General features: G+C 73.6%; 13 protein-coding genes. 4 read left to right on the forward strand and 9 right to left on the reverse strand.

Features of this window, described 5'->3' with window-relative positions; genetic code table 11:
• Positions 1-11 precede the first annotated feature (11 nt).
• Positions 12-3566, forward strand: coding sequence for a heparinase II/III domain-containing protein (locus ETD85_RS08775; RefSeq protein ID WP_138689108.1), 3555 nt, complete (start codon positions 12-14; stop codon positions 3564-3566).
• Positions 3567-3663: 97 nt separating this feature from the next.
• Here ETD85_RS08775 and ETD85_RS08780 read toward each other — a convergent pair whose 3' ends face one another.
• The 7 genes from ETD85_RS08780 to ETD85_RS08810 all read right to left on the reverse strand — a co-directional run bounded on the left by ETD85_RS08780 (position 3664) and on the right by ETD85_RS08810 (position 7663).
• Positions 3664-4251 (reverse strand): hypothetical protein, encoded by a 588-nt coding sequence (locus tag ETD85_RS08780; RefSeq protein WP_138689109.1) that lies wholly within the window; start codon positions 4249-4251, stop codon positions 3664-3666.
• A gap of 99 nt (positions 4252-4350) precedes the next feature.
• Positions 4351-4911 (reverse strand): MauE/DoxX family redox-associated membrane protein, encoded by a 561-nt coding sequence (locus ETD85_RS08785; RefSeq protein ID WP_138689110.1) that lies wholly within the window; start codon positions 4909-4911, stop codon positions 4351-4353.
• A gap of 31 nt (positions 4912-4942) precedes the next feature.
• Positions 4943-5494, reverse strand: a complete 552-nt coding sequence (locus ETD85_RS08790; RefSeq protein ID WP_138689111.1) for a GNAT family N-acetyltransferase — start codon at positions 5492-5494, stop codon at positions 4943-4945.
• Between the two features lie 5 nt (positions 5495-5499).
• Positions 5500-5880 carry a hypothetical protein gene (locus tag ETD85_RS08795; RefSeq protein WP_138689112.1) on the reverse strand — a complete coding sequence of 127 codons (381 nt, stop codon included), beginning with the start codon at positions 5878-5880 and terminating at the stop codon, positions 5500-5502.
• A 14-nt stretch (positions 5881-5894) separates the two neighbouring features.
• Positions 5895-6434, reverse strand: a complete 540-nt coding sequence (locus tag ETD85_RS08800) for a twin-arginine translocation signal domain-containing protein (RefSeq protein ID WP_138689113.1) — start codon at positions 6432-6434, stop codon at positions 5895-5897.
• On the reverse strand, positions 6427-6957 hold the full coding sequence (locus tag ETD85_RS08805; RefSeq protein WP_138689114.1) for a hypothetical protein: 531 nt from the start codon (positions 6955-6957) through the stop codon (positions 6427-6429). The genes ETD85_RS08800 and ETD85_RS08805 overlap by 8 nt, the downstream gene beginning before the upstream one ends.
• A gap of 1 nt (position 6958) precedes the next feature.
• A complete protein-coding gene (locus ETD85_RS08810; RefSeq protein ID WP_138689115.1) occupies positions 6959-7663 on the reverse strand; it encodes a hypothetical protein in 705 nt (234 codons plus the stop codon).
• Positions 7664-7835: 172 nt separating this feature from the next.
• On the opposite strand from ETD85_RS08810, the gene ETD85_RS08815 reads away from it, so the two are divergent.
• Entirely contained in the window at positions 7836-8717 is an 882-nt protein-coding gene (locus tag ETD85_RS08815) for an SGNH/GDSL hydrolase family protein (RefSeq protein ID WP_138689116.1), read from the forward strand.
• Here ETD85_RS08815 and ETD85_RS08820 read toward each other — a convergent pair.
• A complete protein-coding gene (locus ETD85_RS08820; RefSeq protein WP_138689117.1) occupies positions 8697-11825 on the reverse strand; it encodes an AfsR/SARP family transcriptional regulator in 3129 nt (1042 codons plus the stop codon). The two genes, ETD85_RS08815 and ETD85_RS08820, sit on opposite strands and share 21 nt — an antisense overlap.
• 173 nt (positions 11826-11998) lie before the next feature.
• On the opposite strand from ETD85_RS08820, the gene ETD85_RS08825 reads away from it, so the two are divergent.
• Complete coding sequence (locus tag ETD85_RS08825) at positions 11999-13264, forward strand: LysR family transcriptional regulator (protein WP_170246573.1); 1266 nt, start codon at positions 11999-12001, stop codon at positions 13262-13264.
• Positions 13265-13280: 16 nt separating this feature from the next.
• Here the strand turns inward: ETD85_RS08825 and ETD85_RS08830 are convergent, their stop codons facing one another.
• On the reverse strand, positions 13281-13820 hold the full coding sequence (locus ETD85_RS08830) for a nitroreductase/quinone reductase family protein (protein WP_138689119.1): 540 nt from the start codon (positions 13818-13820) through the stop codon (positions 13281-13283).
• 121 nt (positions 13821-13941) lie between these two features.
• Here ETD85_RS08830 and ETD85_RS08835 point away from each other — a divergent pair.
• The coding region (locus tag ETD85_RS08835) for a TetR/AcrR family transcriptional regulator (protein ID WP_138689120.1) at positions 13942-14535 on the forward strand (594 nt) is incomplete at its 3' end.

Genomic DNA, 14535 nt, shown 5'->3' on the forward strand with positions numbered 1-14535 from the left:
AGGCACCCCCCATGCGCTCGATCCATGCTGCTCTCGCCCTCGCACTGCTGACCCCCGCGGTCGCGGACCCGCTCGCCCTGGCCAACGGCGGCTTCGAGACGTGGGCGGCGGGCCTGCCCGCCTCGTGGGCGGCGTGGAAACCGAAGGGCGACGGCACGATCACCGCCTCGGCCGACGCGGCCGAGGGGACGAGCGCGGCCGAGCTGCGCACGGACTCCGCGGACGACCGGGTGGCGATCACCCAGAAGGTGGCGCTGCCCGACAGCGGCGGCGGCCTCGTCCACCTGCGGGCCAAGGTCCGCTCCGCCGGGCTGAGCGGCGGCCGGACCAGCATCAGGGTGCAGCCGCTCACCGCGTCCGGCGTCTCCAACGGGCTGCTCTACTTCGCCCAGACCACGGGCACCACCGGCTGGCACGACGTGGACGGCTATTTAGAGGTCCCGGCCGGGACCGCCGCCGTCAGCCTGCAGCCGATGATCGACAGCGGGGTGGGCACGTTCGCCGTGGACGCGCTGAGCATCGAGTGGGCGGGCCCGGTGCCCTCGGGGGACGGCTGGCAGTTCGTCCCGATGTCGGGCACGCCGACCTCCGCCGAGGAGAACGGCACGCTCACGATCGGCGGCTCGGCGGGCGCGAGCGGCCAGTACCGCCGCACCTTCCCCGTCAAGGAGCGCACCGTCTACGCCTCCCGGCTGCGGGTCAAGCTCGACGCCATCGCCTGCCAGTCGAGCCGGCTGGAGATCGCCTACACCCCGATGAAGGCGGGCCAGCCGATCCCCGGCGTCCGCTACGCCTACACCGACATCGACCAGCAGCGCGACTTCGTGCCCGTCGCGCACAACGTGACGATGCCGACCGGCGCCGACGCGGTGCGCGTCGAGGTGAGCTTCACCGGTCCCGGCACCGCCTGGGTCGAGCCCGCCGACCCGGCCGAGCTGCCCTCCGACGTGGGCGGAAAGTACCCGAGCTCGCGCGTGGGCCACCCGCTGAAGAACCCGCAGAACATGATGGGCGGCGCCGACTGGGACGCCGTCGCCGGCGAGTCGGACGAGGTCAAGCGCGACAAGCTGGGCGCGCTGGCGACCATGGCGGAGGCCGACTACGTCGCCGCGGCGAGGACCGCGAGCGCGAGCCGTACCGGGCTGGACATCCACCCCGAGTTCGAGACCCACCTGCGCCGGCTCGCCGAGCTGGGGGAGCGGCGGCGGGCCGTGCTCGGCCTGGCCGAGCTCGCCCGCGGCTACGACAGCGTGCCCTACACCCACCCCTCCTGGTCGAAGAACACGATCCCGTTCCAGGCCGTGCGCGCCTACGACCTGGTGTACGACGCGCCGGACTGGACGCGGGAATCCCGGGCGCTGGTCGAGAGCTGGCTGCGCCGGACCGTCGTCAGCTTCGTCAACCTGGCCGACAAGCCGACGGGCATGCACAACATCGAGGTGTACGGCTTCCGCTACGCCTTCGCCGTCGCCTCGATCCTGGGCGACCCCGACCTGGTCAGGTACGTGCTGCCGATGGCCGACCGGATGTTCTCCGGCCGGCAGTTCTTCGCCGACGGCACCTGGGAGGAGGCGACCACCTCCTATCACGACCAGGTGATGGTCTTCGCCCGCGGCGCGTTCACCCTGCTGGCGGACAACTACGCCGACCCCGCCGGATACACCGGCGAGATGGAGCTCGACCACACCGACCTGGTGCCGGCCCGCTACCCGATCTTCGCCAAGGCCGCGAACATGGGTGACACGCTGCGCTTCCCCGACGGCGTGCCCGTGACGATCAACGACACGCACTTCCCCAAGGCCGACGACATGGTGGCCACGGACCCGATCACGAGCCTGAAGAACATCGAGCTCTACGGCTACGGCCACTACGCGCTGACCGCCGGTGACACCCAGGACGCGCTGCAGGCCCACCTCACGCTGCCGCCCACGTCGGAGGGCCTGCCGTACAAGGCGGGCCACGGCCACGGCGACCACCTGGGGCTGATCCTCTGGGGGTCGGGCATGGAGGTGCTGCCCGACCAGGGCTACCCGCACCAGGTGCCCAACTACCGCTACTGGCACATGGACACCCCCGCGCACAACGCGCCGTGGATCTGGTCCAGAGTGAACGCGAACGGCTACGCCTGCCAGGACGCGCTCGGCACGGGCGCGGCCGTGCTCGCCTACGACGACGGCGCCACCTCGGGCAAGGGCGTGCAGCTGATCGAGGCGTCCGAGCCGGGGCCCGCGCAGGACGGCGCCGAGGTCAAGCGCCGCCTGCTCGCCGTGATCCAGTCCCCGGACGGCCGGTACGTGGTGGACGTCTCGCGGCTCAAGGGCGGCGACGCCCATCAGTGGTTCCTGCGCGCCTCGGAGGACGAGGACGTCACGCTCGACACCACCCTGCCGCTCCAGGACAAGGGCGGCACGGTGAAGTCCTACTACGACTCGATCGGCAAGACGGAAGGGCTGCCCGAGGACCGCGACCTGATGCGCGACCCGCGCGTCGGCTCGGGCGCCGGCGACCTCTCCTTCACCTGGACGGGCGCCAGGACGGGCACGGCCGTGCGCGCGTTCGTCAACGGCTCGCCCGGCGACGAGGTGATCTTCTCCAAGGTGCCGACGCTGCGCAGGACCGCGAACGACGCGGCCAAGAAGGACGCCTACCCGAACTGGCACTTCCAGCGCCGCCGGCTGGTCACCCCCTCGGACACCACGACGTACGCGGCCGTCTACGAGACCATGCGCACGGGACAGCAGGGCAAGCTGTCGTCGGTCACCTTCGACGAGGCGTTCGGCGGCGACCCGATGACGTCCGTCACCCGCCTCGAAACACCCAGATATCGCGACATCGTGTACGTGAGCGACTCCACCCAGGAACGCGTCGTCGACGGGATCACGATGGCCGGGCGCTTCGTGCTGGCCCGTGTCGACAAGGCCACCGGCGCCGTCGTCTCCGGCTACGTCAACGGCGCCGGCCACCTGTACGGCGGGGCGTACCGACTCACCGGCGAGGAGCGGACGCTCACCGTGACCGGCACCCGCAGCGCCTGGACCGGCGCCCCGGCCACCCCGTCGAGCGGCACGCCCAACGCCCTGACCGTGGACGGCACGCTCCCCGGCTGGGCCAAGGGCCTGTGGGCCACCACCGCGCTGGGCGACGGGCGCGGCTGGGCGATGCGCGTCGAGCAGGTGGCACCCGGCAGCGCCGGCGTGCAGGACTGGGTGCCGTTCGAGGTCGGCCAGGGCGGGGCGACCACGTCCTTCTTCCCGCGCGGCACGCAGGTGCCGGGCGCTGTGACGGCCACCGTACGCCGCCCCGCCTGGGCCGCGCTCAGCCCCGCGACGCTGACCGACGCGGTGACGGCCGCCGGCGCGGCCGGCAAGATCAGCGGGGCGGGCGTGCAGGCCGGGCTGGTGGCGCGGCTCCAGGTGCTGGGCAAGGTGTGGGACCGGGCGCAGGCCAGGCGCGGCGTCCTGACGGGGCTGACCGCCGAGGTGACGGCACTGGCGGGCCGCAAGATCGATCGAGCCTTCGCCGCCGACCTGCTCAGCGCCTTCAAGGCAGCCCGCGACCTGCCCTGAAGGCGGCGCGACCTGCCCTGAGGGCCGCCCGCGACCCGCCTTGAAGGCCGCCCGCGACCGGCCCTGACGCCGTAGCCGTAGCCGTACCCGTCGCCGGTCAGGCCGCGAAGGCCGCCAGCGCCGCGCCCAGGAGGATGACCAGACCGGCGAGCGACAGCCGCCCGCTGTTCACGATCGGCCACGGGGAGCGGCTCCGCTCGGTGGCCACCCCGGCCAGGACCAGGGCGCGGCGCCGGACGGCGAGCGACACCGGCACCCACCGCCCGGCGGCCCAGCCGAGCCCGGCGGCGAGCGCGACCTGCCAGGTGGGGTGCAGCGCCACGAACACGACCAGCCCGTACGGCAGGCTGGTCGGCACCACCGTGCGCCACCCCAGCCCCAGCTCGGCGGCGAAGGCGAAGCTCCCCCAGGGGAAGGGCAGTTCGAGGCGTTCGGACGGGATCAGCCGGCTGCGCTGGGGCAGCCGGATCCGCCACCGGCCGAGCTCGCGCGCGCCGAGCATGAGCAGGATGGCCGACACGGCGGCCATGCGGATCGGCAGCGGCGCCCACGCGACCAGCCCGCCGGCCAGCATCGCGAGCCCGGCCGTGGCCAGGCCGCCGGCGAGGAAGCCGAAGCCGATCGAGGTGTGCGTGCCCCAGCGCAGCCTGGGGGTTTCGGTGTGCTGCCTCCGGACCGAAGGCATCAGCGAGGTCGCCAGGTTGCGGCCTCAAATGGCGCCGGAGACCGCCAGCCCCGCGAGCAGGCCGCCCAGCCCGGCCAGGAGCATCACCGACATGCCGCCTCACTCCCCGCCGAGCAGCCGGTACGCCTGCCGCGCGTACGCCATGGCCCGCTCGTTCATGCGGCGCATCTGCCACAGGCACAGCGCGGCGGTCGTCAGCGACCAGCCCGCGGCGACGGCCAGCGACCGCTCCGCCAGCGCCGCCGGCGGCCAGCTGAGCGCGAGGGCGAGCAGGAGCCCGCCGGCGAGCGCCGCGGGACGCGACCACGACCAGCGGTGCAGCGGCGTCCCGAGACCGCAGCCGCACTCCAGCGACCCGGCGCCGGCCGAACGCCGGTGCACGATCACCAGGTAGCCCGCGAAGACGGCGAACAGCGCCGCCAGCGCGATGACCATCGGCCGGGACGCGCCCGGATCCACGATCAGCAGGGCGAGCAGGCCGATCGCGCCGCCGGTCTCCAGCAGCGCGACGGCCCGCGCCAGGGCCGGCACCACGCGCCCGGTGAACAGGCCGTGCGACCGGATGACGCGCGCGAAGGAGGCGGTGTCGGCCAGGTGCGCGTGCCCCGCGATCAGCAGCGGGGCGACCAGGGCGCTCAGCGCGGCGCAGTACCACGTCATCGGCCGTCTCCAAACTCGGCGCAGTGCCATGTCATCGGCCGTCTCCAAACTCAGGGCAGAACCGGGCGAACCGCCGGTCGATCTTCTCCCACGCCTCCCGGGTGAGCGCGAGAACGTGCTCGTCCCAGTAGTGGCCGTCGTAGAAGCAGTAGTCGCGCATCGTGCCCTCCTCGACCCAGCCGAGCCGCGTCAGGCCGCGCAGGTCGGCCAGGTTGAAGGCGGGGATGCGGCCGTACACCTTGTGCACCGGCCAGGACAGGAAGGTGTGGCGCAGCAGCCCCAGCCCGATGGCCGCCGTCCACCCGCCCCTCTTCTGGTAGCCGGGGTCCACGGCCACGCCGAGCTCCACGTGCCCGGCTTCGAAGACGGCGTTGAAGGCCACCGCCAGCCCGATCGGGCGGCGGTCCCGGGTCTCGGCCACGAGCTGGGCCGAGACCCCGGACCACAGGGCCCGTTCGAACATCTCCGGTGACGGGGTCGCGCCGCGGAAGCGCCAGCGGGCCCCGTTGGCGCCGCCGACCAGCAGGCCGAACACGTAGGCGTAGTCCGAGGCCATCAGCGGCCGCAGGCGCAGCTCCCGCATGGTGGCTAGCCGATCGCCCGCAACGCGTGCACGGTCTGCGGGGTGGCGTTGCGCACCAGGCCGGCCAGGAAGAACCTGGCCTTGGCGAAGTCCCCGTCGATCCGGACCTCGGGGGTGCTCAGCACCTTGGTGATGAACGCGTCCTGCCCGCCGTCCGCGAACGCCTCGCGGGCCAGCGCGACCGGCATCGTCGCGACGATGTCCGCGGGCTCGACCGGCGTGCTGCTGAAGCGCAGCGTGCCGTTCTCGCCCACGACCCAGCAGCCTCCCGCGGCGTCGGCGAACCGCAGGCTGAGCACGACCCGGAACTGCGGCACGGCCCCGGTCCGGTGACCGGTCAGGACCTTGTTGGCCGCCTCGACCCAGCGCTCGTCGAAAATCGTCATGGTGATCGCCTCTGTCAGGGGTCCCAGCACACGTCGGTCATGCAGATGGACGGGATCCAGTCGCTCCAGCCGCCGCCGCTCGGCACGCGGACGTAGCCGTCGTTGCACGACCAGAGGATGTACGGCGTGGTGCAGCCGCAGTTGACGTCGGTGTCGGTGCCGATCCACTCCCAGCCGTCCCAGTTGCCGCCGCACTCGTTGAGCCGCAGCGTGAACTGCTTGTGGGTGCCGTTGTAGGTGACGTCCTCCCCGCAGGTGCGGTGCCGCTCCTTGTAGACCGCCCCGCGGCTCGGGCAGTTGATGGGATGGCTGGTCAGGCCCTCCCGGTAGCAGCCGCCCTTGCTGCAGTTGGTCGTGTACGAGGCCGGCGCGCAGACGCCGCCCCGGTACTGGAAACCGGACGGGTCGAAGCACGTCGGGGGCCCGGCCTCCGCGGGCTGGGCGCCGCCGAGCTGGTCCATCACGGAGATGGACATGGCGCCCGCGCCGATCAGCGTTCCCTTCAGGAACCGGCGCCTCGTGTGCTGCCAGGTGCCTTGACTCTGCTCATCCATGTGCGCTCGCCTCCCGGTCCGAGGTTCGTTCGACCGTCCGCCACAGCTCGTCGATGCTCTGCTCGGAGCCCACCGCCCCCGCGGCGACCACCTCGTCGTCCCGCAGCAGCACCGCGAACGGCAGGAGGCCGATGTTGAGCTCCTCGAACGCCTGGGCCTGGTGCGTCACGACGGTGACGGGCGGCCCCGGCACGTCCGGCGCCGGGCCGCGGAAGGCCGCGACCAGGTGGGGGAGCTTACGCCCCGCGTCGTACCTGGCGGCCAGGTTGCGCAGCGCCTCCCGGCAGGATCCGCACTCGGCGGTGCCGAACAGCAGCAGGATCGAGTCACCCGGGGGAAGGTGCCCGGCCAGCGGTCGCGGCAGCATCATCCGGTCGCCCGGCGACAGCCGGCGCGGCTGCGACAGCACCTGGAGCAGCCGGGCCTCCTGGAAGCGCAGCGCCCGCACGCAGGCTGCGACGGCGCCGGCGAGTATCACGATGGCGATCCACGAGAGCAGGATCGCCGCGGCCTCGATGCCCATGTCAGGGGCGCCAATCCACGGAGCGCAGCTCGGCGAGCCGCTCGGCGGCGGAGTCCACCGTGGTCTCGATGAGGGTGATCTCCAGCCGCGTGTTGCCCGCGTCCAGGACGACGCGCTGCTGGCGCTGGGCGTCGAAGGTGTGCAGGGTGCCGGACCTCAGCCGCTTGGACCGGTCGCTCCTGATCGGCTTGGCGGCCTCCGCCGGGTCCGCCACCGTGGCGCTGCCGACGTCGGGAATCGTCAGCCTCAGCCGCTGCCCCCGCAACCGGAGATGCTCGAAGGTCCAGTCTGTGGACCTGGCCGGGCGGGCCCGGACGGAGCGGCCGTTGGCCTCGAACCTGACCTGCTGGGCGTAGTCGAGGAACCACTGCTTGGAGCGGCCGTCGGCCTGCAGCATGAGCCCGACGTCGCCGGACTCCCACAGCAGCGCGTGCTGGTCGCCGTAGTAGGCGAAGTCGCGCTGGCCGTACAGCGGGCCCGCCATCAGCCGGACCGGGCCGCTGGGGTGATGGTAGGACTCTGTCGGCCTCATCCCCTCATAACGCTCCAGATGCAGATGTAACCAGGTGGAACTGGTGGCCTGCAGGACCGCGCGTCCCAGCCAGCCCCGCGTGGCCATGGCGGACGACGCCACCGGCCATGCCGCAGCTCCAGGATCATCGACCGTCAGCACGCCGCCATCGAGCGACCAGAATTCCGTGGCCATGGTCCTTTCACCTCGCTCTCGACGACTGGATCGTGGCATGCCGGCGGGGAAAGGCCCATGGCCTGGCTTATGCCGTCGGCGCGCGCATAACCGGCGGGCGTGACAGGCCGCGCACGGCGGCCGACCATGACGTCGCCAGGCCATGACGCCGCCGGGCAGGAAAGGAGCCGTCGTGCGTGCGCGCTGTTGGTTGATCGTGGTCGTGTCGGTCCTCGTCTGGGGGCTGCCCGCCCCGGCGTCGGCCGTCGCCGGGCCTCGCGTCCTGTACGTCGGTGATTCGCTGGCGGTGGAGACGACGAACATGACCGGATGGTGGGTGCAGGCCCCCGGTGACGCGGAGTTCCGCGCCGAGGCGTTCGGCGCGATGAACATCTGCGACTTCCTGACCGGCGTCTCCGGCTGGATCGGCCCGGACCGCAAGCTGGGCGCGCTGGTGCAGAGCTACCGGCCCGCCGCGGTGGCGCTGCAGTTCTGGGGCAATCCCCGGTGGCTGAGCACGTGCACCGCGCAGCGCGCCGACAACCAGACGTTCTACGACGCGATCGACCGGGACGCCGAACGGGCGGTCGCCGAGATCGCCTTCGCCGCGGCGTCCGCCGGCATGGCCCGCCCGCGGATCGTGTGGGTGCTCCAGCAGCCCGACCGCGACAATCCGAACATCCCGCGGCGGCTCAACGGCATCTACGCGGCCAAGGCGGCCAAGTACGGCGACCTCACCTCCGACGCCGGCCGGGAGCTGAGCATGGCGGCCTACCCGTACCCGATCCCACCCGAGCAGAAGGACCGCTACGCGTGGACGCAGTTCCTGCCGTGCTCGGACCTGGAGCGCCAGCTCGGGTACTGCACCCACCCGCAGACGTACGGCGGCGTCACCAAGCTGCACCAGGACAACGATCCGGTGCATTTCTGCCTCGGGGAGTCCGCCCCTGGCGGGTGCACGGTGAACTCGCCGTCCATCCTGCGCTACTCCATGGCGGTGGCGGCCACCGCCCGCCAGGCGATCGGCGTGGACGCGAGCCTGAGCCGGGTCCCGTCACCCGCCGTGCCCCGGTGACGCGGCCAGGCGGTCGCGGATGAGGTCGGCGGTGACCTCCTCGGTCGCGGTCGTGCCCAGGCCGTCGAGGATGTCCAGCGCCTGCCGCCAGCAGGCCCGCGCCTGCTCGTGCTGGCCCAGGTCGTGATGGGCCTCGGCCATGCCGTGCAGGACGTGCACCCGGTCGTTGGTGGGCTCGGGGGGCAGGTCGCAGGCGGCCCGGTAGTGGTCGAGCGCCCGGTCCGGCGCCCCGGCGGCCTGGCAGGTCCTGGCCAGCCCGTACAGGGACTGGAGGCGGCCGTTGCCGTCGCCGATCTCGAGCGCGAGGTCGAGCGCGCGCCGGAAGTCCGCGGCGGCCCGCTCGTGGCGGCCCTGCTTGAGGTGCGCGTGGCCGAGGCCGCGTAAGGTGTGCAGCTCGCTGAAGCGGTGACCCGTGTCCTCGGCGATCTCCAGCGCGCGTTCGAAGCATTCGACGGCCGCGGCGTAGGCGCCCTGGCGGAGCCGGATGTGCCCGAAGCCGCGCAGGGCGGTGAGCTCGCCGACGCGGTCACCGCTCTCCCTGGCGATGTCCATGACCTGCTGGTAGCAGTCGAGCGCGGGCTCGTGGCGGCCCTGGAGGCGGTGGACGTGGCCCAGGCCGTACAGGGAGTTGAGCTCGCCCTCGTGGTGGCCGAGCTTGCGGGCGATCACCACGGCTCTCTCGAACGACTCCTCCGCCGGACCCCACTGGCCGCGCAGGCGGTGGATGTGGCCGAGCCCCCAGCGGGCCTCCAGCTCGCCGGCCAGGTGCCCGATGGCGTGCGCGTGGTCGAGGACGCGGCGGTAGCAGTCGACGGCCGGTTCGTGCCGGCCCCGCATGGTGTGGATGTGGCCGAGCCCGTGCAGGGCGTTGATGGCGCCGGTCCGGTGCCCGATGGCGTCGGCGATCTCCAGGGCCTGCTGGAGGTGCTCCTCGGCCTCGGCGTAGCGGCCCTGGAACCACCGGGTGACGCCGAGCGCCCACAGCGCCTCCAGCTCGCCCGCGCGGTCGCCGAGCGTGCGGGCCGCGCGGGCGGCGTGCTCGTGCAGCGTCGCGGCGCGGCTGTACTCGGCGCGGGTGCGCAGGTGGCGGTGCAGGATCGCCGACAGCTCGACGACGCGCGGTGACGGGCCGCCCGCGTCGATGTGGGGGGCGGCCAGCAGGTTGCCGAGCTCGGCCGCCAGCCACTCCGTGGCCTCCCGCCGCCCGGCCACGTCCGGCGCCGGGCCGTCGGGCGTGGCGAGGCGGGGGCGGTTCTCGGCGTCGTACGGGTAGAGCGCGGCCATCGCCAGTGACGCGGTCTGGGTGTAGTGGTCGAGGAGGCGGGCCGTGGCGCGGTGCCGTTCGGCTCCCGGCTCCTCGCGGGCGCAGGCGTCGGCGGCGTGCGCGCGGATGAGGTCGTGGAACCTGAACCGCCCGGCCACCGGCTCCTGAAGGAGATTGGCGTCCACGAGCGCGTCGAGCGCGCGGGTGGCCTGGCTCAGCGACAGCCCGGCCATGGCCGCGGCGGCGTAGGCGTCGATGTCCGCGCCCGGGTGCAGGCTGAGCAGCCGGTACAGCCGCCGCAGAGCGGCGTCGACCTGGCGGTAGGACAGGTCGATGGCGACGCTGACGCCGCGGGCGCCGCCGCTCAGGTCGTCGAGCCGCTGCTGGTGGCCGCGCAGGCGGCGGGCCAGGTACTCGACGGTCCAGGCCGGCCGCGAGCGCAGCCGGGCGGCGGCCGTGCGGATGGCCAGCGGCAGCCGCCCGCACAGCTCGACGATCTCCTCCACCAGGTGTCGGGGCCGGTCCGTGCCGGTGACCCGGGCGAACAGGGCGACCGCGTCCGCCGTGGGCAGCACGTCGAGGGACAGCGGCCGTACGTCGTCCAGGCCGGTGAACCGGATCCGGCTGGTGATCAGCACCAGACAGCCGGGTGCGCCCGGCAGCAGCGGCCGGACCTGCTCCTCGGCCGCGGCGTTGTCGAGCAGGACCAGCACGCGCCGGTCGGCCAGCCGGGTGCGGTACAGGGCGGCCCGGCTCTCCTCGTCGGGCGGGATCTGGTCGTCGGGCACGCCCAGGACGCGCAGCATCCTGCCGAGCGCGTCGGCCGGATCGACGGGCCTCATCCCGTGCGTGAACCCGTGCAGGTCGAGAAAGAGCTGCCCGTCGGGGTAGCGGGCGGCCAGCAGGTGCGCGGCGTGCACGGCCAGGACCGTCTTGCCGACCCCCGCCATGCCGTCCACCGCGCTGATCACCACCGCGGCCGCGCGCTCGTCGCCGAGCAGCCGGTCGAGCTCGGCGACCCGGCCGACGAACGTGGTCAGGTCGGCGGGCAGCTGGCGCGGCGCCGTCCCGGCCGGGCGGGACGCCGGCACGGGCGGGGCCCTCTCGTCGCCGCGGAGCAGGGCCACCTGCAGCTCGCGCAGCTCCGCCGGCGGGTCGAGGCCCAGCTCCTCGGCCATGCGCCGGCGGGTGTTCCGGTAGACCTCCAGCGCCTCGGCGGTGCGTCCGGCGTGGTGCAGCGCCCGCATCAGCGCCCCGACCATGCGCGGCCGGGTCGGGAACTCCGCGGCCAGGGCGAACAGCTCGTCGAGCACGCCCTGGTGGCGGCCGAGCCGTAATCGCGCCTCGGCCAGGTCCTCGACGGCGGTGCGCCGGGCCTCCTCCAGCCCTCCGGTGAGCCGGGCGCGCGCCTGCTCGTCGCCGACCCCGGCCAGCGCCGGGCCGCGCCACAGGGCCAGCGCCCGCTCCAGCAGCGCCGCCCGCCGCTCGTCGTCGCCGCCGGTGCGGGCCTCGGCGGTCAGCGCGCGGAAGCGGTGCAGGTCGATCCTGGCCGGGTCGCAGCGCAGCAGGTATCCGGACCGGCCGCGCTCCAGCGCGACCTGGTAGCGCTCGGCTCCCGATGCGCGGAAGACCGAGCGCAGGCCGCTCACGTACGTGTGGATGATCCCGCGGCAGCTGGACGGCGGATCGTGCGGCCACAGGTGCTCGATCAGCCGGTCGATCCCTACCTGCCGGTTGACCTCCAGGCAGAGCAGCGCCAGCACGTACCGCTGCCGGCGCGTCCCCAGATCGATCGCGCGGGCCTCGACGCTCGCCCCCATGACACCCAGCAGGAAGAACTCCATGGCGCCTCCAGGGAGCACATCCTCGGCCGTGATCGCGACGTACTCATCAAACCAGCCGGAACAGAGATTTCAAGTGATTGTAAAGATCAACATAAAGGTTGCGCTGTCACCCTTGCCGCAGATCTGGAGCTCCCGGACGACGGACGAGAGGCGCGGGATTTCGCATGGCCGCGATGCCGATCGACCACACGGACCTCGCCCTGATGCAGGCCATCGCGGACGGCGGGACGCCGGCCGGCGCGGCCCGCGCCACCGGTCTCACCCAGGCGTCGGCGGGCCGGCGCCTGGCCCGGCTGGAGGACCGCTTCGGCGCGCTGACGGCCAGGAGGGGCGAGCAGATCGAGCTCACCGCCCGCGGCCGGGCGATCGTCGATGCCCGGCGGCGGCTGCTGGCCGCGCTCGCCGACGGCCTGCGCCAGGTCGCCGGCGCGGACAGGCTGCCGGAGCTGCGGCTCGCGGTCTTCGGCCGGACGTGGGACGCCTTCGCCGACGACCTCGCCGTGCACGCGCCCGGCATGCTGCTCGCCCTGTGCACCGCCGACCCCGTACGGGCGGTCGAGCTGTTCGAGCGCCGGGCCGTGGACGCCGCCTACGTGTGGCGGCCCTGCCGCGCGCAGGTGACGCCGAGCCGGACGGCGTGCGTGCTGCCGGTCCTCGACGAGCCGCTGTGGGTGTGCCTGCCGGCCGGGCACCGCTGCGCAGGCCAGGCGGCGGTGGCGCTCGCCGACCTGGCCGCCGACGACTGGATCGCCGCCCGCCCGGCCGAATCGGCCGAGCTGGTGCGCGGCGTGTGCGCGGCCGCCGGCTTCCTGCCCCGGCTGGCGCACCGGGCCGACTCCGCCGCGACGGTCCGCAGTCTCGTCGGGCACGGCCGGGGCGTGGCGCTCGCCTCACCGCTGGCCCCGGCGCCGCCGGCGGGCGGCGGCTTCGTCCTGCGGCCGCTCACCACGCGCGCGTACCGCGCCCACCGGCTCGTCACGGATCCCGGCGTGGTGAGCACCGGGTTGGCGCGGCTGCTCCGTGCCCGGCTCCGGTTCGGTTACCGGGCGAAGGCGCTGCTCCGCAACCCGCGATATGTGCAGATGCCGTGGTTCCCGGTCCCCTCGTACCTGTCCGGCGAGCGCCCGCTCCTGTCGCCCGTCTCGACGGAGGGGCTGCCCCTGTCGGCGCCGGGCGGCTCGCTCGAGATCGACATGGAGGACATGCACCTGCTCCAGGTCATCAGCAGGTCGGGCAGCCTGAACCGCGCCGCGCCGGTCCTGAGCGTCAGCCAGCCGGCGCTGAGCCGCCGCATCCAGCGGCTGGAGGACCGACTGGGAGTGACGCTGCTGGTGCGCGGCTCGCGGGGCACGCGGCTGGCGCCGGCGGCCTGGCGGCTGCTGGCCGTGGCGTCGGAGGCCGAAGCCGTCCTGCGGGCGGCGATCGGCAACGGCGCCTGATCGCCGGGGCAGGCCGTCACGGCCGCGTTCGGCCGACGTCATCCACAGCTGTGGACGGCGGCGGATCGGGGATGATGCGGAAGACCGGATAGTCCGCGGCGATCCGCTCGAATTCCGCCGGCGGCGCCTCCGGGTCCACCGGCACGTGGGTGCGGCCTCCCGGCGAGACGGCCAGATAGCGCCGCAGGATGGGCGCGCAGGCTCCGGGATCGACTTCGACCAGGCGCACCGCCTCGCTGCGCCCGTGCCGCAGCACCGCCCGCCCGCCGGCCGCGCGTACGTTGTGCACCCAGTTGGTGCCCCGCCCGAGCATCGCCACCAGATAGCGCTCGCCCTGGTGGTCCGCGACGACCAGCGGGAAGGAGATGACCCGCCCGGTACGCCGGCCCGGCACCTCCAGGGTCACCATCCGGTCCGGTCGCAGGACCCCGGCCGCGAACACGGTGGCCCACGCCCGGTTGATCGCCCGTGCCAGCCGGTTGGGCCGCCCGCCGCGATACAGCCAGTGGTCGAAGCGGTGCAGGCGCGTCGCTCCGGCCCGTTCGTCGTGTCCCATCTCTGGGCCTCCTCGTCGCTCTGGTCCGGTCGGTACGGTCCCGACCTCCCTGTACGGCGTTCATGAACACTGTACATGTACATTGTTCGAGAAGTCGTGCGCACCCCGTATAGTTGTCCGGGTGGCTCCCGAGAAACTGACCCGCCAGGCCGTCGTGGACCGGGCGATGAAGATCGCCGACACCGACGGGCTCCAGGCGGTGACCATCCGCCGGCTCGCCGCCGAGCTGGGAGTCGCGCCGACGGCGCTCTACTGGCACGTCAAGAACAAGGACGAGCTGCTGTCCGCGCTCGCCGACCACCTGCTCGCGCCCCTGGTCGCCGACGTGGACCCGGACCGGCCCTGGCACGAGCGCCTCCGCGTGATGATCACGGCGTTGGTCGAGCAGGCCCGCGCGCACCCCTACCTGTCGGCCCTGCTGCCGGCGATCGACCGGAGCACGGCCGCCGAATACCTCCGGGCCACCGACACGGCGATCGGGTTGCTCACCGAGGCCGGGTTCACGCTCCAGCAGGCCGACCAGGTGGCCACCTACCTGATCATGGGAGCCGTGGCGATGGTGTCCTGCCAGCCCGGCGGCGTGGGGACCGACGAGGAGGAGGCCGCGGAGCTGCGGCGGCAGCAGCGCCTCGACCTCGAACGCCTGCCGCTCGGCCGCCACCCCCACCTGGCCGCCTTCGCCGCCACCCTCTCCACCCTGCCCGACCCCCGCCCC

It is taken from the genome of Nonomuraea zeae (assembly GCF_005889725.1).
Taxonomy (GTDB): domain Bacteria; phylum Actinomycetota; class Actinomycetes; order Streptosporangiales; family Streptosporangiaceae; genus Nonomuraea; species Nonomuraea zeae.

What these genes read in the sequence shown, in the direction of transcription:
- ETD85_RS08795 (WP_138689112.1), bottom strand. Translation starts at nt 5,880, where the DNA reads ATGACGATTTTCGACGAGCGCTGGGTCGAGGCGGCCAACAAGGTCCTG.
- ETD85_RS08825 (WP_170246573.1), top strand. Translation starts at nt 11,999, where the DNA reads ATGCCGATCGACCACACGGACCTCGCCCTGATGCAGGCCATCGCGGAC.
- ETD85_RS08775 (WP_138689108.1), top strand. Translation starts at nt 12, where the DNA reads ATGCGCTCGATCCATGCTGCTCTCGCCCTCGCACTGCTGACCCCCGCG.
- ETD85_RS08790 (WP_138689111.1), bottom strand. Translation starts at nt 5,494, where the DNA reads ATGCGGGAGCTGCGCCTGCGGCCGCTGATGGCCTCGGACTACGCCTAC.
- ETD85_RS08780 (WP_138689109.1), bottom strand. Translation starts at nt 4,251, where the DNA reads ATGCCTTCGGTCCGGAGGCAGCACACCGAAACCCCCAGGCTGCGCTGG.
- ETD85_RS08805 (WP_138689114.1), bottom strand. Translation starts at nt 6,957, where the DNA reads ATGGGCATCGAGGCCGCGGCGATCCTGCTCTCGTGGATCGCCATCGTG.
- ETD85_RS08800 (WP_138689113.1), bottom strand. Translation starts at nt 6,434, where the DNA reads ATGGATGAGCAGAGTCAAGGCACCTGGCAGCACACGAGGCGCCGGTTC.
- ETD85_RS08785 (WP_138689110.1), bottom strand. Translation starts at nt 4,911, where the DNA reads ATGACGTGGTACTGCGCCGCGCTGAGCGCCCTGGTCGCCCCGCTGCTG.
- ETD85_RS08830 (WP_138689119.1), bottom strand. Translation starts at nt 13,820, where the DNA reads ATGGGACACGACGAACGGGCCGGAGCGACGCGCCTGCACCGCTTCGAC.
- ETD85_RS08810 (WP_138689115.1), bottom strand. Translation starts at nt 7,663, where the DNA reads ATGGCCACGGAATTCTGGTCGCTCGATGGCGGCGTGCTGACGGTCGAT.
- ETD85_RS08820 (WP_138689117.1), bottom strand. Translation starts at nt 11,825, where the DNA reads ATGGAGTTCTTCCTGCTGGGTGTCATGGGGGCGAGCGTCGAGGCCCGC.